The organism is Streptomyces fulvoviolaceus, from assembly GCF_000718165.1.
Lineage (GTDB): Bacteria > Actinomycetota > Actinomycetes > Streptomycetales > Streptomycetaceae > Streptomyces > Streptomyces fulvoviolaceus.
This window is the reverse complement of record NZ_JOEY01000018.1, coordinates 125,288-146,419: the sequence shown is the minus strand read 5'-3', so window position 1 is coordinate 146,419 and position 21,132 is coordinate 125,288. Positions and strand designations below refer to the sequence as shown.

19 protein-coding genes are annotated in these 21,132 nt (G+C 71.1%); 6 read left to right on the top strand and 13 right to left on the bottom strand.

The window, feature by feature from the left end:
• Positions 1–5: 5 nt before the first annotated feature.
• Genes IG08_RS0120820 through IG08_RS0120790 form a run of 7 tightly spaced genes read right to left on the bottom strand, consistent with a single transcriptional unit; the run spans position 6 to position 7,282 of the window.
• Entirely contained in the window at positions 6–791 is a 786-nt protein-coding gene (locus tag IG08_RS0120820; protein ID WP_030604472.1) for an ATP-binding cassette domain-containing protein, read from the bottom strand.
• On the bottom strand, positions 788–1,576 hold the full coding sequence (locus IG08_RS0120815) for an ATP-binding cassette domain-containing protein (RefSeq protein WP_030604471.1): 789 nt from the start codon (positions 1,574–1,576) through the stop codon (positions 788–790). Before IG08_RS0120815 ends, IG08_RS0120820 begins: the two co-directional genes overlap by 4 nt.
• On the bottom strand, positions 1,573–2,427 hold the full coding sequence (locus IG08_RS0120810) for an ABC transporter permease (protein ID WP_030604469.1): 855 nt from the start codon (positions 2,425–2,427) through the stop codon (positions 1,573–1,575). The genes IG08_RS0120815 and IG08_RS0120810 overlap by 4 nt, the downstream gene beginning before the upstream one ends.
• The gene (locus IG08_RS0120805; protein WP_030604467.1) at positions 2,424–3,374 is read right to left on the bottom strand and encodes an ABC transporter permease; all 951 of its coding nucleotides are present in this window, start codon (positions 3,372–3,374) and stop codon (positions 2,424–2,426) included. Before IG08_RS0120805 ends, IG08_RS0120810 begins: the two co-directional genes overlap by 4 nt.
• Positions 3,375–3,381: 7 nt before the next feature.
• Positions 3,382–4,932 carry an ABC transporter substrate-binding protein gene (locus IG08_RS0120800; RefSeq protein ID WP_030604465.1) on the bottom strand — a complete coding sequence of 517 codons (1,551 nt, stop codon included), beginning with the start codon at positions 4,930–4,932 and terminating at the stop codon, positions 3,382–3,384.
• 29 nt (positions 4,933–4,961) lie between these two features.
• Positions 4,962–6,260, bottom strand: a complete 1,299-nt coding sequence (locus tag IG08_RS0120795; protein ID WP_030604462.1) for an O-acetylhomoserine aminocarboxypropyltransferase/cysteine synthase family protein — start codon at positions 6,258–6,260, stop codon at positions 4,962–4,964.
• The gene (locus tag IG08_RS0120790) at positions 6,257–7,282 is read right to left on the bottom strand and encodes an isopenicillin N synthase family dioxygenase (protein WP_030604460.1); all 1,026 of its coding nucleotides are present in this window, start codon (positions 7,280–7,282) and stop codon (positions 6,257–6,259) included. Before IG08_RS0120790 ends, IG08_RS0120795 begins: the two co-directional genes overlap by 4 nt.
• A gap of 557 nt (positions 7,283–7,839) precedes the next feature.
• Between IG08_RS0120790 and IG08_RS0120780 the strand changes: the two genes are divergently transcribed.
• The 6 genes from IG08_RS0120780 to IG08_RS0120755 all read left to right on the top strand — a co-directional run bounded on the left by IG08_RS0120780 (position 7,840) and on the right by IG08_RS0120755 (position 14,832).
• The gene (locus IG08_RS0120780; RefSeq protein WP_078655675.1) at positions 7,840–9,201 is read left to right on the top strand and encodes a bifunctional o-acetylhomoserine/o-acetylserine sulfhydrylase; all 1,362 of its coding nucleotides are present in this window, start codon (positions 7,840–7,842) and stop codon (positions 9,199–9,201) included.
• On the top strand, positions 9,198–10,367 hold the full coding sequence (metX, locus tag IG08_RS0120775) for a homoserine O-acetyltransferase MetX (protein WP_078655674.1): 1,170 nt from the start codon (positions 9,198–9,200) through the stop codon (positions 10,365–10,367). Before IG08_RS0120780 ends, metX begins: the two co-directional genes overlap by 4 nt.
• Before the next feature lie 90 nt (positions 10,368–10,457).
• Positions 10,458–11,828 carry a hypothetical protein gene (locus IG08_RS0120770; RefSeq protein ID WP_030604450.1) on the top strand — a complete coding sequence of 457 codons (1,371 nt, stop codon included), beginning with the start codon at positions 10,458–10,460 and terminating at the stop codon, positions 11,826–11,828.
• A 48-nt stretch (positions 11,829–11,876) separates the two neighbouring features.
• On the top strand, positions 11,877–13,142 hold the full coding sequence (locus IG08_RS0120765; protein WP_030604448.1) for an AAA family ATPase: 1,266 nt from the start codon (positions 11,877–11,879) through the stop codon (positions 13,140–13,142).
• Positions 13,139–14,374, top strand: a complete 1,236-nt coding sequence (locus tag IG08_RS0120760; protein WP_030604445.1) for a vWA domain-containing protein — start codon at positions 13,139–13,141, stop codon at positions 14,372–14,374. The genes IG08_RS0120765 and IG08_RS0120760 overlap by 4 nt, the downstream gene beginning before the upstream one ends.
• Before the next feature lie 77 nt (positions 14,375–14,451).
• Positions 14,452–14,832 carry a VOC family protein gene (locus IG08_RS0120755; RefSeq protein ID WP_030604442.1) on the top strand — a complete coding sequence of 127 codons (381 nt, stop codon included), beginning with the start codon at positions 14,452–14,454 and terminating at the stop codon, positions 14,830–14,832.
• Positions 14,833–14,905: 73 nt separating this feature from the next.
• Here the strand turns inward: IG08_RS0120755 and IG08_RS61435 are convergent, their stop codons facing one another.
• From IG08_RS61435 to IG08_RS0120725, 6 genes are all read right to left on the bottom strand, one after another.
• The gene (locus tag IG08_RS61435; RefSeq protein WP_106980989.1) at positions 14,906–16,750 is read right to left on the bottom strand and encodes a serine/threonine-protein kinase; all 1,845 of its coding nucleotides are present in this window, start codon (positions 16,748–16,750) and stop codon (positions 14,906–14,908) included.
• Between the two features lie 69 nt (positions 16,751–16,819).
• Complete coding sequence (locus tag IG08_RS0120745) at positions 16,820–17,686, bottom strand: MurR/RpiR family transcriptional regulator (protein ID WP_030604435.1); 867 nt, start codon at positions 17,684–17,686, stop codon at positions 16,820–16,822.
• 5 nt (positions 17,687–17,691) lie between these two features.
• On the bottom strand, positions 17,692–18,624 hold the full coding sequence (locus tag IG08_RS0120740; protein WP_030604432.1) for an ABC transporter substrate-binding protein: 933 nt from the start codon (positions 18,622–18,624) through the stop codon (positions 17,692–17,694).
• Between the two features lie 58 nt (positions 18,625–18,682).
• Entirely contained in the window at positions 18,683–19,357 is a 675-nt protein-coding gene (locus tag IG08_RS0120735; RefSeq protein WP_030604429.1) for an ABC transporter permease, read from the bottom strand.
• The gene (locus IG08_RS0120730; RefSeq protein ID WP_030604427.1) at positions 19,354–20,019 is read right to left on the bottom strand and encodes an ABC transporter permease; all 666 of its coding nucleotides are present in this window, start codon (positions 20,017–20,019) and stop codon (positions 19,354–19,356) included. Before IG08_RS0120730 ends, IG08_RS0120735 begins: the two co-directional genes overlap by 4 nt.
• Positions 20,016–21,128 carry an ABC transporter ATP-binding protein gene (locus IG08_RS0120725; protein WP_030604424.1) on the bottom strand — a complete coding sequence of 371 codons (1,113 nt, stop codon included), beginning with the start codon at positions 21,126–21,128 and terminating at the stop codon, positions 20,016–20,018. The genes IG08_RS0120730 and IG08_RS0120725 overlap by 4 nt, the downstream gene beginning before the upstream one ends.
• Positions 21,129–21,132: the final 4 nt, after the last annotated feature.

Genomic DNA, 21,132 nt, shown 5'->3' with positions numbered 1-21,132 from the left:
CCCGGTCATGCGGGCAGCCGGGGTACGGCGGCCAACAAGCGGCGTGTGTACGGGTGTTGGGGGTCGGCCAGGACAGAGGCGGCCGGGCCCTGTTCGACGGCGAGGCCGTCCTTCATCACCAGCACGTCGGTACACAGATGGCGGACGACACCGATGTCGTGCGAGACGAGCAGCAGCGTCAGGCCGTACGCCTCGGTGAGGTCGTTCAGCAGGGCGAGGATCTGGGCGCGCACCGACACGTCGAGGGCGCTGAGCGGTTCGTCGCCGACGAGGACCTTGGGTCCGGGGGCGAGGGCGCGTGCGATGGCGATGCGCTGCCGCTGCCCGCCGGAGAACTCGTGCGGGTACCGGCCGCGCACGGACGGGTCCAGGCCGACGGAGCGCAGCAGTTCGTCCACCCGGTCGTCGTGGTCGCCGGGCAGCCGCAGGCACTCCAGCGGCTCGGCGACGATGTCGCGGACGGTGGCGCGCGGGTCGAGGGAGCCCATCGGGTCCTGCAGGACGACCTGGACCTCGCGCCGGAACCAGGTCAGCTTGCGGGGCGCGCCCGGCCGTACCTCCCGGTCCCGGTAGTGCACCGTCCCGGAGTCGGGCCGGTCCAGGGCGAGCAGGAGCCGGGCCAACGTCGACTTCCCGGAGCCGGACTCCCCTACTATCCCCAACCCGGCGCCTTCCTTCAGGTCCAGGGACACGTCCCGTACGGCGTCGCGGTGGACGGCCGGTGCGAACAGCGAGGTGCGGGGCAGCCGGAAGCTGCGGCTGAGTCCATCCGCCCTGAGCAGCGACGTCATCGGGCCACCTCCTCGGAGCCCGTCGCGCGGGCGGCCTCCACGAGCCTTTGCGTATACGGGTGTTGGGGTGTTCGTACGAGCGTGTCGGTCGTGCCCTCCTCGACGAGCCGCCCGTCCTTGAGTACGGCGGCTCGTTGACACAGCTGGGCCACCACGGCGAGGTCGTGGCTGATGAACAGCAGTGCGGTGCCGTGCTGTTGGACGAGGTCGTCCAGGAGCCGGAGCATGTCGGCCTGGACCGTGACGTCGAGGGCGGTGGTGGGTTCGTCGGCGATGAGCAGTGCCGGGCGGGTGGCCAGCGCCATGGCCAGGCCGACGCGCTGCCGTTGGCCGCCGGAGAGCTGGTGCGGCCAGGAGCGGACGATGAGTTCGGGGTCGGGCAGTCCGACCTGTGCGGCGAGTTCGACGGCGGCGGTCGACGCTTGGCGGCGGTTCAACCCGCGGTGCAGCCGCAGGGGTTCGGCGAGCTGCTTGCCGATGCGCATCAGCGGGTTGAGCGCACTCATCGGCTCCTGGAACACCATGGCCATGCGCTCGCCGCGCAGCCGGGACAGCTCCCGGTCTCCGAGGCCGAGCAGTTCCTGCCCGCCGAGCCGGATGCTGCCGGTGACCTCGGCGCCGCCCGGGAGCAGTCCCATGACGGCGAGGGCGGTGAGCGACTTCCCCGAGCCGGACTCGCCGATCAGCGCGAGCCGTTCACCGGGGTCGAGCGCCAGGCCGACCTCGTCGACCACGGTCGTACCGCCGATCCGCACGCTGAGGTCGGTGATCTTCAACAGGCTCACGCCGCCACCTCCCGCACCCGCAGACGCGCATCCGTGGCCTCGCGCAGACCGTCGCCGAGCAGGTTGAAGCCGAGGACGGAGGCGGCGACGGCGAGGCCCGGCCAGATGACGAGAAGCGGGCGCGCAGTGACGTACTGCTGCTGCTCCTGCAGCATGCGGCCCCAGGAGACCGCGGGCGCCGGAGTGCCGAACCCGAGATAGGACAGGGCCGCCTCGGCGAGCACCGCCACGGACAGCACGAGTGAGAGCTGCACGATGAGCGTGGGCGCGATGTTCGGCAACAGGTGCTTGCGTACGGTGCGCCAGGTGCCCGATCCCGCGGCGTGGGCGGCGAGCACGTAGTCCGTACCCAACACCCGGCCCGCCTCTGCACGGGCCACCCGGGCGAGGTTGACGCCCGCTCCGACGCCGATCGCGGTGACCACGGTCCAGGTGGAACCGCCGTGGACCGCGGTGAGGATCATCGCGATCAGCAGGACGGGGAACGCGATCAGTACGTCCGTCAACTGGACCACCACGGCACCGAGTCGGCGCGGCGTGAGGACTGCCGCGAACGCCAGGGCGAGCCCGACGGCCGCAGCGATCGCCGCCGCGAGCAGGGCGGTCGACAAGGTGCTGCGGGCTCCGGTGAGCAACTGGCTGAGCTCGTCCCGGCCCAGCCGGTCCGTGCCGAGGACGTGACCGCCGGAGAACGGCAGCAGCCAGCTGTCCTGCGGACGCGCGAGCGTGGGGTCGTACGGCGTCCAGACGAGGGAGACCAGGGCGGACAGCACGAGGAGGCCGACGAGGACGGAGCCGGCGAAGCCGCTGCGGCTCCTGAGCAGTGCCCGGACGGCACGAGAGAACTTCATACCGCGCTCCGCAGCCGGGGATCGATCAGCCGGTGTGCGAGGTCGACGAGGAACCCGATGACCAGCACCGCACCCGTGAGCAGCAGGATCTCGCCCTGCACCTTGTCCAGGTCCCGGTTGCCGACGTCCGTGATCAGCATCTGGCCGACGCCGGGCAGCACGAACACCTGCTCCACGACGACCGCGCCCGCGATCAGCGCGGCGATCTGCAGCCCGAGCACCGACACGACCGGTACGGCCGCGTTGCGCAGCCCGTGCCGCACCAGTGCGCTCGTGCGGGTGCGGCCCTTCGCCCGGGCGGTCCGCAGCCAGTCCTGGTGCAGGACGTCCAGTACGGCGGACCGTACGAACCTCAGCAGTACGGCGCCCTCCGCGAGGGCCAGGGTCAGCCAGGGCAGGACGAGGCTCTTCACAGCCTGGCCGGGCTCGTCCCAGCCGTCGACGGGAAACCCCTGCGCGGGCAGCCAGCGGACCTGGACCGCGAACACCACGACGAGCAGCAGTCCGACCCACAGGGTGGGCAGCGCGATCCCGAGCTGCCCGAGGGCGTTGACCGCACTGCCCAGCCGGGAGTCACGGCGGACGGCGGCCAGGACGCCCAGCGGCACGGCGAAGGCGAGTGCGAGGACGATGGCGCCCACGGCCAGCGGACCGGTCACCGCGAACTTCTCGGCGAGCTGTCCGGACACCGACGTGCCGTCGAGCACCGACCGCCCGAAGTCGCCGGTCACCACTCCGCCGATCCAGCTGCCGTACTGCGCGGCCAACGGCCGGTCCAGGCCCAGGTCGTGGCGGACGGCCGCGACCTGGGCCGGGGTGGCCCTGATGCCGCCGATCGTCTGGGCGACGTCACCGGGCAGGAGCCGTAGCACCAGGAAGATCAGCACGCTGGCGGCGAGCAGGGACACCACCAGGAGCCCGGCCCGGCGCAGCAGATAGAGCGTCATGCCGGGCTCACTTCTTCGCCACGGCGAGATCCGCGAGGGAGTAGCGGTTGCTGGTGAAGTTGCGCGGCACGCCGGTGACTCCGCTGCGGACGACGGTGAGGGTCTGGCTGACGAACAGCCAGTCCGCGGCGGCGTCCTCGGAGACCTGCCGGGCCGCCTTCTTCAGCAGCGCGTCGCGCTGGGAGTCGCTCGATGCGGTCTGTGCCTCGCCGTACCACTTCTGGACGTCGGCGTTGTCGTAGCCGAAGTAGTAGTCGGGGTCGGCGAAGTTGTAGAGGTCGCGGGCCTCGGCGTGGTCGACGAGGCTGAGCTGGTAGTCGTGCTTGGTGTAGACGGCGTCGAGCCAGGTCTGGAACTCGACCTGCCGGACGGTGAGTTGGATGCCGACCTGCTTGAGCTCGGAGGCAAGGTAGTCGCCGATCTCGGTCGGGTAGATGTTGGGGATCTTGACGGTGAGCTTCAGGCCGTCGCCGTAACCCGCCTGCTTGAGCAGCTTCTTGGCGCTGTCGGGGTCGTACGCGTCGATCGAGGTGAGGTCCTCGTAGCCGGGGTCGGTGGCCGGAACGGGCCCGCCGACCTCCTTCGCGGCGCCGCCGAGGGTCTTGATGAGGCCCGCGTTGTCGATGGCCTGGCGGATGGCACGCCGAACCCTTACGTCCTTCGTCGGGCCCGAGGCGTTGTTGAGCGCGAGGGTGAACTTGTCGGTGGTGTCTCCGCGCAGCACCGTGTACTTGCTCTTGTCGGAGAACGGCTGGAGCAGGTCGGCCTGGGCCGCCGTCTCGATGTCGGTCTGGCCGGTCTGCTGCGCGTTGTTGGCGGAGTTGTCGTCCTTGATGTAGTGGAAGACGACCTTGGCGACCTTCGCCTTCGTGCCCCAGTAGGCGTCGTTGCGCACGAAAGTGATGGACGAACCGCGCTTCCAGCCGGAGAGCTTGAAGGGCCCGGTGCCGTTCTCCTTGCCGGCGAGCGAGGAGAAGTCGGTGCCCTTCTCGAAGACGACGCCCGCTCGCCCGGTCAGGCCCCAAGTGAAGCCGGTGTCACGGTGCTTGAGCTTGACGACGACGGTGTGGTCGTCGGACGCGGACACACTCTTCACGGAGGCGAGCGCGGCCGCGTCGGGGTTCTTCGAGCCCTTGGCGGTGACCTGCTGCAACGACCAGACCGCGTCGGCGGCGGTGACCTTCGTGCCGTCGTGGAAGGTCGCGTCCTCGGCGAGGTGGAAGGTGTAGGTGAGCCCGTCGGAGGACTCCTCGTACTTGGTCGCCAGGCTCGGCCGGATCTTGTTGTCCTCGTCGCGGGTCAGCAGGCCCTGGTAGATGTTGTCGAGCAGGACCTGGTCGAGCGCCGCGCCCGCCGTGGACGCGATGTCGAGGCTGGTCGGCTCCAGCACGAGGCGTACGTCGACGGTGGCGCCGCTGTCGATGGCGGCTGGCTCGGCCGCCTGGCTGGTCTGTCCGGCGTTCGCGGGGTCGTCGGCCGAGCCGGTGCCGCACGCGGTCGCGGCCAGGCCGGCGAGGACTGCGGTGGCGGCGAGCCGGAGGGTGGTGCTGCGGCGCATGGTGGATCGGGCTCCTTGGGTGTCGGGCTTCATGGGGTAGCTGCTCGCAGTCCGGTCTCAAGGTCGGCGATGAGGTCATCGACGCCTTCGATGCCGACCGACAGCCGCACCAGGCCGGGCGTGACACCGGCCGCGGCCTGCTGACGGGCGTCCAGTTGGGCGTGGGTGGTCGATGCGGGGTGGATGACGAGACTGCGAACGTCGCCGATGTTGGCGAGATGGCTGAACAGCCGGACGCCCTCGACGAAGCGCCGCCCCGCCTCCAGCCCGTCCGCGAGTTCGAAGGAGAGGACCGCTCCGGCGCCGCGCGGCAGGTATTGCTTGGCCACGACGTGCCACGGGCTGGAGGGCAGTCCGGCGTAGTGCACCCGCGACACCTGCGGCTGCTGTTCGAGCCACTCGGCGAGCAACTGGGCGTTGGCGACGTGCCGTTCGATGCGCAGGCTGAGCGTCTCCAGTCCCTGGAGGAGCAGGAAGCTGTTGAAGGGTGAGACGGCCGGTCCCAGATCCCGGACCAGCCGGGTGCGCAGACGCAGCGCGTACGCAAGGCCGAGGTCGGAGAAGGAGTCCCAGAAGGACAGCCCGTTGTACGTCGGATCCGGGCGGGTCAGTCCCGGCCACCGGTCGGGATCGGCACCGAAGTCGAAGCGCCCGCTGTCGACGACGGCCCCGCCGATGCCGGTGCCGTGGCCGGACAGGAACTTGGTGGTGGAGTGCACGACGATGTCGGCGCCGTGCTCGATGGGCCGCAGCAGATACGGCGTGAGCACGGTGTTGTCGACGACGAGCGGCACTCCGACCTCGTGGGCGATGTGGGCCACCGCTTCGAGGTCGAGGAGATTGCCGCGCGGATTGCCGATGGTCTCGCCGAAGAACGCCTTGGTGGTGGGGCGTACGGCCGTGTACCAGGCGCCCAGGTCGTCCGGGTCGTCGATGAACGTGACCTCGATGCCGAAGTCGGCGAAGGTGTGCTCCAGGAGGGTGCGGGTGCCGCCGTAGAGCGAGGACGAGGCGACGATGTGGTCGCCGACGCGGGCCAGGTTCAGCAGTGCGAGCGAGGTCGCGGCCTGGCCGCTGGCCACGGCGACGGCCGCCGAACCGCCCTCCAGGGACGCGATCCGCTCCTCGACCACGGCGGTGGTCGGGTTCGAGAGCCGTGTGTAGGCGTGGGTGGTGAGGTCGGAGAGCTCGAAGGCCGCGGCGGCGTGCGCGGTGTCGCGGTAGACATAGCTGGTGGTCTGGTGGATCGGCACCGCCCGCGCGCCGGTCGTGGGGTCGGGGACGGCGCCGGCGTGCACCTGCCGGGTCTCGAAGGCCCGGGCGGTCATCGGCCCTCCTCCTTCGCCAGGACGTCGGACCACCAGCGCTCGGCCACCCTCGGATGCGAGCGGAGCCAGCCGACCACGGCGTTCTCCCCGAAGGCCGCCAGGAGCGGGTTGTCCGGGTCGTCGGTGACACCGCGACTCAACTCAGCCAGTTCAGGAGGCAGTTGGAGCGGCTTGACGACCGCGTCGAGGCGCGGCCCGAGGAAGAAGGGGATGGAGTAGCGGTGGACGCCCGACCGCGGACTGACGACCCGGTGCCGGGTGGCCTTCAGATAGCCCTGGGTGGCGATCTCCAGCATCTCGCCGATGTTGAACACGAAGGCCCCGGGCACGGGCCGGGCATCGATCCAGCCGCCGTCCTCGCGCTGCACCTGGAGCCCGCCGACCTCGTCCTGCTGCAACAGGGCGAGATAGCCGTAGTCCTTGTGCGCGCCGACTCCCTGGTCGGCGTCCTCCGCGGCGCGCGGCGGGTAGTGGACGATCTTCACGTGGACGGCCGCCTCGTCGTCGAACCACCGGTCGAAGTAGCCCTCGTCCTGTCCGAGCGCGGCCGCGAGCGCCCGGAGCACCTCGCGGCTCACTCGCAGCGCCTCCGCCTGCCAGCGCAGGACGATGTCCCTCAACTCCGGTAGTGCGGACGGCCATTGGTTGGGGCCGACAAGCCTGAGATAGTCGGGGTCGCCCGGTCCCGTGACGACCGCCTCGCGTTCCGGACCGATGTCGATCTGCTCCCGCCAGTCGGCGCTGCCCGCCGTGTACTCGGTCCCGGTGCGCGTATACCCCCTGAACTGCGGGGAGTTGAGGTTCTCGATCTCCAGTCGCCGCTCCTCGGGGAGCGCGAAGAAGGTGCGCGCCGCGCTCAGGACCTCGTCCTGCAGCGAGGCGGTGACGCCGTGGCCGGTGACGTAGAAGAAGCCCACTTCGTGGGCGGCGGCCCGGAGTTCGGCGAGGAAGGTGCCGCGGTCCGCGTCCGGTGCGCGGAAACGGGAGATGTCGATGACGGGCAGGGCTGTGGGCTGGGCCATGAGCTGTCCTTCGCGGCAACAGCGGACGCCCTACGGCAACTGACCTACAGGTGTGGCCGGTTGAGGGCAGAGGGGTGCGCCGGGAGCAAGTCGGAAGAGGGGGTGGGGCAGGGGACTGCGGGCCGTGGAGCGGCGATCAGCAAACAGTGATCAACAACAGACCTGGTCGAACTGGTCGGCGCGGCGGCTCACCCAGAACGGGTCGAGCAGCACCGTGTGTGCCTGGCCAGTGGTCTTCATGGCCCGGATCAAAGCACACGCGGGAAGGTGCGTCCACCACGCGTCTTGACCGGTGAGACAACCAGGTCACCCTGGTGCATGCGGCCTCGGCTGTGGTTATCTGGCCCCATGACCGTGCTCGTGACCCGCCGCCACGTTGACTACGTGCGTGTCACCACCACGGGTTGTCCCGCCGCGAGCTGACTCCGCGCCCCGGCTTCTGACCAGCCCTTTTTCCACCGCCGCGTACTGACCGCTGCCCGCGTTCCGGGCGCGCTCCCAGTCGCGCGGTTCCTCCTGCATCCCCTTCTCCGCCCTCCGCACAAGGGAGCTCCGCCATGAGCCAGCCCATCGACTCCGTCACCGCCGGCCACACCCCCGAGGACGAACCCACCGGGCCCGACACCTCGGCCTGGTCCTTCGAGACCAAGCAGATCCACGCCGGGGCCGCGCCCGACCCGACGACCGGCGCCCGGGCCACCCCGATCTACCAGACGACGTCGTTCGTGTTCCGGGACACGCAGCACGCCGCCGACCTGTTCTCGCTGGCCGAGCCCGGCAACATCTACACCCGCATCCACAACCCCACCCAGGACGTCTTCGAGCAGCGGATCGCCGCCCTGGAGGGCGGGATCGCGGCCGTGGCACTGTCCTCGGGGCAGGCGGCGGAGACCCTGGCGATCCTCACGCTGGCGAGCTCCGGCGACCACATCGTCTCCAGTACGTCGCTGTACGGCGGCACGTACAACCTGTTCCGGCACACGCTGCCCAAGTTCGGCATCGAGGTGTCCTTCGTCGACGACCCGGACGACTTCGAGGCCTGGCGGGCGGCGATCCGGCCGAACACCAAGGCACTGTTCGCGGAGACGCTGGGCAATCCGCGCGGCAACGTGCTCGACGTGCGGGCGGTCGCGGACGTGGCGCACCAGGCGGGCGTGCCGCTGATCGTGGACAACACCGTGCCGACTCCGTTCCTCCTGCGGCCTCTTGAGCACGGAGCGGACATCGTCGTGCACTCGGCGACCAAGTTCCTCGGCGGGCACGGCACGACCATCGCGGGCGTCGTCGTCGACGGCGGCACCTTCGACTTCGGGGCGCACGCCGAGCGGTTCCCGGACTTCACCGAGCCCGACCCGAGCTACCACGGTCTGCAGTACTGGCCCGCCCTCGGCCCGGGCGCCTTCGCCATCAAGCTGCGGGTGCAGTTGCTGCGCGACCTGGGCCCCGCTCTCTCTCCGCACTCCTCCTTCCTGCTCCTGCAGGGCGTGGAGACGCTGAGCCTGCGCATCGAACGGCACTCGGCGAACGCCCAGGCGCTGGCGGAGTGGCTGGAGCAGCGGGACGAAGTGGCAGCCGTCCACTATCCGGGACTGGAATCCAGCCAGTGGTACACGGCGGGGCAGAAGTACCTGCCGCGCGGTGCCGGTGCCATCGTGTCCTTCGAACTGCGGGACGGCATCGAGGCGGGCAAGCGGTTCGTGGACGCCGTCGAGTTGTTCAGCCATCTCGCGAACATCGGTGACGTACGCAGCCTCATCATCCACCCGGCGTCCACGACCCACAGCCAGCTGGACGAGGGGCAGTTGGCGGCCACCGGCACCTCCGCCGGCCTGGTGCGGCTGTCGGTCGGCATCGAGAACCTCGCCGACCTCAAGGCGGACCTGGAGGCCGGGTTCCGCGCGGCGAAGGGCGCGTCCTGAACACCGTACTGACGCCTTCGGCAGTCCCCCTCCCGCCGGCCTCCGGGGCCTGGCGGGAGGGGGACCCGCCCGGACGCCGGCAGTGGTACGTGCGCGAGCGGCCGCTTCCCCTGGAGGCGGGCGGTGAACTGCCGGGCGTACGGCTCGCGTTCGAGACCTGGGGGCGGCTGGCGCCGGACGCGTCCAACGCCGTCCTCGTGCTGCACGCTCTCACCGGTGACAGCCACGTCGTCGGCCCCACCGAGCCGGGGCATCCCACCCCCGGCTGGTGGGACGGGCTGATCGGACCGGGGCGTGCCCTGGACACGGACCGCTGGTTCGTCGTGGCTCCGAACGCGCTCGGCGGCTGCCAGGGCAGCACCGGGCCGTCGTCCCTCACCCCGGACGGCCGCCGCTGGGGAGGCGACTTCCCGTTTCTGACGCAGCGTGACCAGGTCGCCGCCGAGGCCGACTTGGCGGACGCGCTGGGCATCGGCCGCTGGGCCCTGGTGGTCGGCGGTTCGATGGGCGGGATGCGGGCGCTGGAATGGGCCGTCTCGCATCCCGGACGCACGGACGCGCTCCTGCTGCTGGCCACGGCGGCAGCGGCGAGCGCCGAGCAGATCGCCTGGGCGAACATCCAGCTCCACGCCATCCGTTCCGACCCCCACTGGCACGGCGGTCACTACCACGACACCGGCGAGGGCCCCCACGCCGGCCTCGGCCTGGCCCGACGGCTCGCCCACGTCACCTACCGCAGCGAGCCGGAACTCCAGCTCCGCTTCGGCCGCTCGCCCCAGGGCACGGAGGACCCTTGGTACGGCGGACGGTACGAGGTGGAGTCCTACCTCGACCACCACGCGACCAAGCTGGTGCAACGCTTCGACGCCGGCAGCTACGTCGTCCTGGCCGAGGCCATGAACAGCCACGACGTCGGCCGCGGACGCGGCGGCCTGCGCGCCGCCCTGAGCCGTGTGCGCGCCAGGACGCTCGTGGCCGGCGTCGACTCCGACCGCCTCTACCCACCGTCCCAGCAGGCGGAGTTGGCGGCGGGCATCCCCACGGCGGACCGCCTCCGGACCATCGAATCGCCGTACGGCCACGACGGCTTCCTCATCGAGGTGGACCAGGTCGCCGCGCTGGTGGCCGAACTCGTCGGCCCGCCCGGGAAGTCGAATCTCGGCTGACAGACCGAAGTGGGGGAGGATATGCTCCGCGGCGATGACGACTCATTCTGTTCACAGATCGGGGGTTCCGTCCGCGCAAGGTGAGTGCTGATGCTCACTCATATCGCGAACGGGGACTCCTCCCTTTCCTTCTGGCCGCGCGTGCGCGAGTTCGCCGTGCCGCCCTCCATGATCGAGACCGCGACCGCCCGCCGACGCGTCGGTGACTGGGCGGGGGCGTGTGCCGCTGCGGGCATCGATATCGATCTCGATCTGCGTGCCGTGGCGCGTACTCATGGCCGGGATCTGGCGTGCCGGCTCCGGGCCGATCTCCGCCATCTGGCTCCCGACCTGCTGCGCTGGCACATGCCGAGGATCGCGCCCGACGGGCTGCTGCGGCCGGGGCTGACCCTCTCTCTGGCGCGGTACGAGGCCGCCGGTCGTGACGCCCCGGTGCACCTCGTGGTCCGGACCCCGCCCGCCTGGGCGGACGCCGGTCAGCGGATCAGCCTCGCGCTGTGGGACGGCTCGCACTCGGCGGGCGGCGCCGGCGGGCATCCGCATCCCTGGCCCAGCCGCCGGTTCCGCCTCGATCTGCACCGCCACCTGTGGGACGTACGCAGGACCGACGAGCTGCGGACCCGGTCCGGGGCCGCACGGCCGCTACCGGACCCCGATCTGCCGGAGGCGGCAACTCACGGGCGGCGCTGTGCCGTTGACCGGTGGGCGGTCGAGGCGAGGATCCTGCTGCACGCCGAAGGGCGGTCCGCCGGGCCCGTCGTCGTGCGGCTCGGGGCCCGGCGTCGGCTGGTCCTGGAGGTGGTGGACGACGTGGGCCCGCCCGCACTCCGTATCGCGGCGGCGGTGGCCCGGGGCGATACCTCCGCGCTGCCGGTCCTGCCCGACGCGGCGACCTGGGTGCCGCCCGACCTGGAGCTGATCCGCAGCGGTGCGATCGAGCTCGATCGGCTGCACCCGCTGGTCGTCCCGGCACTGGCACCGGATCACTCGTCGGCCGGACCGTCCCGTGCCCCGGACCTGACGGGGCAACCGCGGCTCGTGGAGTGCCGGGGAGCCCGGCACCGGATCGGCCTCGTCGACGGGGTGCTGGTCCCGCTGGACCACGACCCGGCCGAGCTCCGGCGGGAGGAGCTGTTGGTCGCCCTCACCGGCACACCGCTCCCCTGTCTGCAGGCGATCGACGAGGCACACCGGCGCCCGGACTGCCTCACCGGCGTCCGGGAGCGCCTGGACCACGGCGACATCGCCGGTGCGCTGGCCGTCGTCGAGGCTCTGCTGGGCCCCGACGCGGTGCTGCGCGACGGCCCGCTGCGGGACGAACTCGAGGCGGCCGCGGAACGGCGGATCACCTACGGGCTGTTCAGGGCAGGCATGGTCGGCCCCGGACCCGGGCGCATCCGCCCGGGCGAGCGCCGGCCCCGTCACCACCGCTCGCATCCGCGCCATACGACCGGTCGCTGACCCGCGCATCTCTCCCACACACGCCCACTAGTCAAAAGGTGATCCCACATGCCCACATGCACTTCGTCCGCTGCCCCCTCCGCCACTTCCCACGACTCCCAACTCGACGTCGCCGGCGAGTTGTTGACCCTGCTGCGCGACTCCGCCACCGAACCGCGCCCCGACATCCAACTCGAGGCCCTCACCCTGGCCGTCGCCGCCGATCTGCCCGTCCTCCTGTGGGGTGAGCCGGGGATCGGCAAGACCGCGGCCCTGACCCAGCTCGCCGAAGCCCTGGACCTTCCGCTGACCACGGTGATCGCCAGCGTGCACGAGCCGTCCGACTTCTCGGGGCTGCCCATCGTCGGGGACGACCCCGCGGAACAGGGCGTGCCGATGGCCCCGCCGGACTGGGCGGTACGCCTGGTGCGGGCCGGCCGGGGGCTGCTGTTCCTGGACGAGCTGTCCACCGCACCGCCGGCTGTGCAGGCCGCTTTGCTCCGTCTCGTGCTGGAGCGACGGATCGGTGCCCTGCAACTGCCGCCCGGGGTCCGGATCGTGGCCGCCGCGAACCCCCGGTCCTCGGCGGCCGACGGCTGGGAGCTGAGCCCGCCGCTCGCCAACCGTTTCGTCCATCTCCAGTGGACCCACGACCACGAGGTCGTCGTACGCGGCCTCGGCGGTACCTGGCCGCGGGCCACCCTGCCGCGGCTCGATCCGGAGAAGCTGTCCCGGGCCGTGGACTTCGCCCGCCGCGCGGTGTGCGGGCTCCTCGCCGCCCGCCCCAAACTCGTGCACCAGCTGCCGAGCAACGAGACGCGCCGGGGTGGCGCCTGGCCGTCACCCCGGAGCTGGGAGATGGCGCTGTGCCTGATCGCCTTCGCGACCGCGGCCGGCTCCTCCCGGGAGGTGCTTTCCCTGCTGGTCCGAGGCACCGTCGGGGACGGTCCGGGGCTGGAACTGCTGGCGAGCCTGGACCGGATGGACCTCCCCGACCCCGAGACGGTGCTCGCCGACCCGGCGGGGGCCGTCCTTCCCGAGCGGGGCGATCTGCGTCAGGCCGTGCTCGACGGTGTGGTGGACGCGGTCCGGGGGCGCCCGGACAAGTCCCGGTGGGACGCGGCGTGGGCGCTCCTGGTCCGGGCGATGGAGACCGGTGCCCCGGACCTGGTGGTCGTCCCCGCGACCACACTCGCCTCGCTGCGCCAGGAGGACTGGGACGTGCCGGCGTCGATCGAGCGGCTCGCCGGTGTGGTGTCGCTGTCCCGGCGGGCCGACCAGGCGGCGGAACGCGCGGCGGCCCGGGGTGCCGTCGGTGCGAAGGTCCGCCGATGAGCGCGGGCGCACCGGGGGCACTGGACCTCGACAAGCTGTTCGCCGCCCGACTGCACGCCGCCCGGGTCCGGCCCTACCTGGCCACGGCGCTGTTCGCCCTGCACCCCGTCGAGTCGCGGCGGGTGCCGACCATGGCCGTCGACCGGCACTGGCGGTGCTACGTCTCGCCGGCTTTCGTGGACCGGACGCCGGTGGAGGAGCTGGCGGGGGTGTGGGTGCACGAGGTGTCGCACCTGCTGCGCGATCATCACGGGCGCGGTGACCGGGTCGCGCGGGAGCGCGGGCTGACCGGCCCGGGGGAACGACTGCGGATGAACATCGCCGCGGACTGCGAGATCAACGACGATGTGTTCGGCGACGGGTTGACCGAGCCCGAAGGTGCCGTCCGTCCGGGGTCCCTGCAACTGCCCGAGGGGCAGCTCATGGAGGACTACCTGCGCCAGTTCCGGCTCGGGCCGCGCACGCAGGACCTGTCCTGGCTGGACTGCGGCAGCGGCGCCGACGGGATGGAACGGGAGTGGGATCTGGGCCCGGACGGCGCGCACGGGCTGAGCGAGCAGGAGCGGGACGCGGTCCGGTTCCGGGTCGCACAGGGCATCACCGGGCGCCCCGGCAGCGTCTCGAAGAAGTGGCGGCGGTGGGCGGAGGAGGCGTTCCATCCTCCGCAGCCGTGGCGGGAGTTGCTGGGAGCGGCGATCCGCTCGGCGACCTCCGGAGCGGGCGCGGGCGAGGACTACTCCTACGGCCGTCCCGCGCGGCGCTCGGCCGGGATGCCCGGCGTCGTCCTGCCGAGCCTGCGGCGCAGGCCGCCCCAGGTGTCCGTGGTCGTCGACACGTCCGGGTCGGTCAGTGACGCCGAACTGGGCAGCGCGATCCTGGAGGTCACCGCCATCTCCCGTGCCGTGGGCGGCCGTCGGGACCTGGTCACCGTACTGCCGTGCGACGCCGCGGCCCGGATCGTGCACCCGCTCTGCCGGGGCGAGGGCATTCCGCTGCTGGGCGGTGGGGGCACGGATCTGCGCACCGGCTTCGCCAGGGCGCTGCGTACGCGGCCCCGGCCCGACGTCGTCGTGGTCCTGACCGACGGGCAGACACGGTGGCCGGCCACGCGCCCCGCGTGCCGGACGGTGGTGGGGCTGTTTCCTCGACAGCGGAGGTCATGGAACGAGAACGACCCCGACTACGTGCCGGACTCGCCGCCCGACTGGGCACGAGTGGTCGACATCGGCTAGCTGAAATCGTTTCGCCCGTGCTCGCCTCGTCCGGTACGGTCGCGGGATTGTTTTCACTGCTGAGAGCAGGTTTCGTCATGGCATGTCGTATCAGTGAACTCGTGCTCGGTTGCCGCGACCCTGAGGTGCTGGCGCGGTTCTGGTGCGAGGTCCTGGACTTCGTCGTGCTCGATCGCGAGGACGACGGCACGTTGGAGATCGGGCCGCGCGAAGGGTTCGGCGGTCCGCAGCCGACGATCATCCTCAGTCGCAGGGATGAGCCGGAGAAGGGGAAATCCCGGCTGCACATCGACGTCAACGCCACCGACCGCGATCAGGACGCCGAGCTCGAACGCCTTCTGAAGCTCGGTGCGCGCCCGGCCGACATCGGCCAGACAGGGCAGGAGCCGTGGCATGTCCTGACCGACCCCGAAGGCAATGAGTTCTGCCTGCTCAAGGCCCGCCTCAACCCACTCTGATGCTCGTCGGTCACGCCTCGACACCAGGTACCCGGGGTCTGCCTCGAAGTCCGGTGCCGCCTTGCGCGGTGCCTCACTTCACGCGAGTGAGGCGTATCGCGATGCTCTCCGGGTAGCGCATCTCGAGTTCGTTCTCCGACTTCCAGGTGACGGTCGTGGGCACGCCATGCGGGCAACTGATGTTCCGCGGTGTCGAGGCGTCGAGTTCCGTCGGGCTCAGCGACACACTGTTCTCGGAGGCCGACACCAGCTCCGCGGATCCGTTGCAGCGCCAGTCGATCGACCACCCGGTGAACTTGCCGGCCCTGGTGCCCACCGCGCCCTGCTTGATCGTCAGGGTGCCCTGGACCTCGGACCGCCAGGTACCGAGGAACTTCGCGGGGACGGGCCGGCTGCCGGTCTTCGTCACCGGCTTCAGATCGGCCTCCATGTCCCCCATCGTCCAAGTGAGCTTGCCCGCCGAGGACTTGAGACCGTTCGACCGGCTCAGGTCGCACGTCCCCTCGGCGGCCGTCGCCGGGACGGCCTTGACCACCTCGAAGGAGGCGAGCGTCATCGTGTCGCCCTTCCTCGACCCGAGCGTGGACTCGACCTTGCAGTAGGTGTCCTTGCTGAGGTACAGGAAGTCGGCCGCCTTCTCGCCGGGCCGGGCGTCCCCGTCGACGTCGATCCGCAGGTACTCGTGCTCGTCCGCGACGGAACTGTCCGTGCGCTGCACGATCCCTGCCCAGGCCCCGCCGAACGTGTCGGCTGCGCTGCTGCTCTCGCTTTCGGTGGCCGAGCCGCCGTCGGCCGCCTGTCTGCCGTCCTTGTCGTCGTTCGTCGTCCGGTCGGACAGCTGAGTGACCACGACGGCGGTGGCCGCCGTGACGGCGACGGCGGTCGCGGCCGCGATCCATCCGGTACGGGTTCGGCGCCGGGGTCGCTTCGTCGGGCCCTCGACCGCTCCCCCCGTCGGGCTCGGCGGCCGCGGCGGCGCGATGCGTACGGTCGGCGGGTGTGGCGGGTGCGCCGGGGCGTCCGCGTCCAGGAGCTGGGCCGCGTGCCGCCCGAGCCGGGCGAGGAGCGGGCCCGGTAGCCAGGGGTGGCCGTTCCTGATGTCCGCGTCGTCGGTCCACGCCAACAGGTGTTCCACCGCGGGCCGTTCGGACGGCTTCTTCTGCAGGCAGGCCCGCACGAGGTCGAGGATCCCGTACGGAACGCCGTCCAGGTCCGGTTCCTCCTCGGCGATCCGGAACATGACGGCGTGCACGCCACTGTCCGCCGTACCGAACGGCATCCGTCCGGTCGCGGCGAACGTGAGGACGGAACCGAGGCAGAACACGTCGGAGGCCGGGGCGAGTTGCTGCCCGCGCACCTGCTCCGGCGACATGAATCCCGGCGAGCCGATGACCGCTCCGGTGCGGGTCTTGATCCCGTCGGCCATGCCGTCCAGGGCCCTGGCGATACCGAAGTCGATGACGCGCGGCCCGTCGACGGTGAGCAGGACGTTGGACGGCTTCAGGTCGCGGTGGACGAGCGCGGCACCGTGAATGGCCCGCAGGGCGTGCGCCAGACCGTTCGCGAGGGCACGCACCGAGTGCTCGGGCAGCGGGCCGTACTCGTCGGCGACCACGCTGTGCAGATCCGGACCCGGTACATAGCCGGTGGCGACCCAGGGGGTGGCCGCGTCGGTGTCGGCGTCCAGGACGGGCGCCGTCCAACTCCCGCCGACGCGCCGGGCGGCGGCCACCTCGTGCGCGAACCTCCGTCTGAATTCCGGCTGTTGGGCGTACTCGGCCTGAACGACCTTCACAGCGACCGTACGCCCGCCCTCGGAACGTGCGAGATACACGCGGCCCATGCCGCCCGCACCGAGACGGGCCAGCATGCGGTAGGGGCCCATGCGGGGCGGATCTTCAGTTGTCAACGCGTCCACCCGGCAACCCTAGACCAGACGGGAACGGGTGAGTGTGAAGGGACGGGAGATGTACGAGACGCCCTGCGATCAGTCGACGAACAACCCCCGCGCCGCCGCCCGCGCGTCGAACTCCTCCAGGTGGGCCTGCGCGTCCGGGAGGGCATCGCACATCGCCTCCAGGAGGACCTGCCCCAGCAGCATCGGAGCGCTCACCGTGTCGAAGACGAGGCCGGTGCCGACGGCTGCCGGAAAAAGCAGGTCGCTGTGGGCGGCCACCGGGGCGAACGTGCCGTCGGCGATCGTCACCACCGTCAGCCCCGTGGCGCGGGCGTGGGCGAGCGCGTCGAGGACCTCGCGCGGGTGGCGCGGCAGCGCGAAGCACAGAAGCGCGCTCGCACCGGCCTGCCGGGCCGTGTCGATGCGGTCGGCGAGCAGCGAGCCGCCCTCGTCGAGCAGGCGTACGTCGGGATGCACCTTCGCGGTGAAGTAGACGAAGCCTCTCGCCGGGGCGGCGGAGGCGCGCAGCCCGAGCACCGGCAGCGGCCGGGAGGCGGCGAGCAGCCGGCCCGCGTGTGCCACGGGCCCGGGGTCCGCGAGCAGGTCCGCCAGGTGCCGCAGGTTGTCGATCTCGGCCCGTACGGCTTGCTGGTACGGGTTGTTCGGGTGCGCCTCCTCCTCTGGGCCGACGGGTGCGAGTTCCCGCACGTGTCTGCGGAGCGCCGGATATCCGTCGAAGCCGAGGGCGACCGCGAAACGGGTCACCGACGGCTGGCTCACACCGGCCAGTTCGGCCAGCTCGACACTCGACAGGTAGGGCACGGAGGCCGCCTGCCGGACCAGACAGTGGGCGATCCTGCGCTGGGTCGGGGTGAGCCGCCGCCCCTCGAAGAGCTGATGCAGTCGTACGGAGGCGCCGGCCCGACCAGGCCGGTCGGTGCCGGCACCGTCACTCATCGCGGTCAGCTCACCAGGCCGGCCGACGTCAGCCACTCCTTCGCGACTGCGGAGGCGTCCTCCTTGTCGGTGACGAGCTTCTTCATCATCTCCACCAGGTCCTCGGTGGTGAGCTTGGCCGAGATGCCGTTGAGCGCCGCCTTGGCCGTGTCGTTGACCGCGGACTTGTAGACGAGCGGCGTGACGTTCTGCGAGGAGAAGAGGTTCTTCGGGTCCTCAAGGACCACCAGCTTGTCCTCGACGATGGCGGGGTCGGTCGTGTAGATGTTGGCCGCCTGCACCTTGTCGTCGTTCAGCAGCTTCAGCAGGGTGCTCTGGGCGCCCGCGTCGAGCGGCTGGAACTTCCCGAACTCGACGCCGTAGACCTTCTTCAGACCGACCCAGCCCTGCGTACGGGTCTTGAACTCCGAGCCGGCACCGATCGTCCAGTCCCCCGCGACCGGCTTGAGGTCGGCGAGGGTCTTGAGGTTGTACTTCTCGGCGGTCTCGGCGGTGACCGTGACCGAGTCCTTGTCCTCGGCCGCGGCGGAGTCGAGGATCTCCACCGCCGACGGGAGCTTCTCCTTCAGCTCGGCGTTGATGTCGTCCGTGCTGGTCGCGGTGCTGGTCTTGTCGACCGCCGTCGCCAGCAGGGCGCCGTTGTACTCCGGGAAGACGTCTATGCCGCCCTTGACCACCTGGTCGTAGTAGACCTCGCGGGCTCCGATGTCGAACTTGCGGGTCACCTTCAGGCCCTTGGCCTCCAGGGCCTGGGAGTAGATCTCCGCGAGCAGCTGGTTCTCGGGGAAGTTCGCCGAGCCGACGACGAGGGACTTGCCGTCCGAGCTGTCGCCGCTGCTGCCCGTCAGCGGGTTGTCGTCGCTGTCGCCGCTGCCGCAGGCGGTCAGCGAGAGCGCGGCGATCAGTCCGAGGGCGGCGGCGCGGTAGGTGCCTCTCATGGGTGGTTCCTTTCTCAAAAGACTCAGAACTGGTGTCAAGAACTCAGGACTTGGCTGCCTAGACCCTCAGGCCCGGCGAGACGACGACGCGCCGCAGCGCGGTGAACAGGATCTGGACGACGAGCGCCAGGACGACCACGACCGTGGAGCCGCCGATGACCAGCTCGTAGTCGTTGCGGGAGAGCCCGTCGACGATGAAGCGGCCGAGGCCCCCGAGACCGGGGTAGGCGGCGACGGTCGCGGTGGCCACGACCTGGATCGCGGCGATCCTGAGCCCGAGGAGGATCAGCGGCAGCGCCATCGGCACCTCCACCCGCAGCAGGACCTGCCACTCGGTCATGCCGACGCCGCGCGCGGCGTCCCTGGCGGCGGGGTCCACGCCCCGGACCCCCTCGAAGGTGTTGATGAGGATCGGCGGGATCGCGAGCGCGACCAGGGCGACCAGCACGGGCGTGGTGCTGAGGCCGGCGAGCGTGACGACGAGGACCACCAGGCCGAAGGTGGGGATCGCCCGGGCGAGGTTGACCACGCTGGCCACGGCGAACGCGCCACGGCCGGTGTGCCCGACGAGCAGTCCCAGCGCCAGCCCGATCAGGGCGGCGAACAGCAGGGACAGGCCGCTGTAGGTGAGGTGTTCCAGGAGCCGCTGGGGGATTCCCTCGTCGCCGTGCCACTGCTGCGAGGACGTCAACCAGTCCCCGATGAGCCGGAGTTGGTTCAGGAGATCGTTCATGACGACGTCACCTTGCTCCGGGACCAGGGGGTGAGCAGCCGCTGCGCCAGCACCAGCAGCGCGTCGGTGGCGAGCGCCAGCAGCATGATCAGCACGATCGCGGTGACGATCGGGGTCGGGAAGTCGAGCTGCAGGCCGCGGGTGATGTAGTAGCCGAGACCGCCCTGTCCGATCAGCTGCCCCACGGCGACGAGGCTGATGGAGGAGACGGCGGCGACGCGTACACCGGCGATGACGACGGGTACGGCGATGGGCAGTTCGACCTGGACGACCCGGCGTACCGTGCCGAAGCCCATCGCGGTGGCCGCCTGTCGGACCGGTTCGGGGACCGAGGCGAGGCCGTCCACGACGTTGGGTACCAGCACCGACAGCGTGTAGAGCGTCAGCGGGATCATCACCGTCTGTTCGGTCAGCCCCGTGTACCGCACGAAGATCATGAACAGGGCCAGCGACGGGATCGAGTACAGGATGTTGGCCACGGTCAGCACCGGTGGGTACACCCAGCGCCAGCGGTGGCACAGGATCCCGAGCGGCACCGAGACGATCAGCCCGAACAGCACCGGGAGCAGGCCGAGTCTCAGGTGGACACCGGTGTAGTCGGCCAGCTCACCGGCGTGATCGCCTATCCAGTCCCAGCGGACGAGCGGCTCTCCGTCGCTCATTGCCCACCACCGCCCGCGTTCTCGGCCGCGGCGATCACGGCCGACAGTTCGTAGGCGTCCGCGACGCCGATGACCGCGCCGTCCGCGTCCACGCCCACCGCGAGCCGGGAGGGCGACAGGAGTGCCGAGTCGAGGGCGGCGCGCGCCGAGTCGCCGACGAGGCTGAACGTGTGGCCGAGCGGCACCAGAGACGCGTCCGCGAGCGTGCCGCTCTGCGGCAGATCGGCGGCCGCGGCCCAGCCGAGCGGCCGCCGGCCGTCGTCGACGACGAGCACCCAGGGCTCGTCCGCCGCGCGGGCCCGCGCCACGGAAGTGGTCGCCGGCAGCACCGGTCCGTCGCGCAGCGGCACCTCGGCCGCCTTGACGAAGGACAGCCGGCGGATGCCCCGGTCCTGTCCGACGAAGCCGGCCACGAAGTCGTCGGCGGGATGGGCGAGCAGGCGCTCGGGGGTGTCGAACTGGGCGAGCCTGCCGCCGGTCCGGAACACCGCGATGTTGTCGCCGAGTTTGATCGCCTCGTCGATGTCGTGGGTGACGAACACGATCGTCTTGTGGAGCTCCTTCTGCAGCCGTATGAACTCCGCCTGCAGCTCGGCCCGGACGATCGGGTCGACCGCGCTGAACGGCTCGTCCATCAGCAGTACCGGCGGGTCGGCGCCCAACGCCCTTGCCACACCGACGCGTTGCTGCTGCCCGCCGGAGAGCTGGTTCGGGTAGCGCTTGGCCATCTCGGCCGGCAGCCCCACCAGTTCCAGCAGCTCGGCCGCCCGCGCCCGCGCCTTCTTCTTGCTCCAGCCGAGGAGCAGCGGAACGGTCGCGATGTTGTCGAGGATGGTCCGGTGCGGGAACAGTCCCGCGTGCTGGATCACGTACCCGATGCCGCGGCGCAGCTCGGGGGCGTGGACCTCCCGGATGTCCTGCCCGCGCAGGCTCACCGTGCCGGCCGTCGGCTCCACCATGCGGTTGATCATGCGCAGGGTCGTGGTCTTGCCGCAGCCGGAGGGGCCGACCAGGACCGTGATGCCGCCCTCGGCCAGCTCCAGGGACAGGTCGTCCACGGCTGTGGTCCCGTTTGGATAGTTTTTGCTCACCGCGTCGAATCTGATCAAGGCT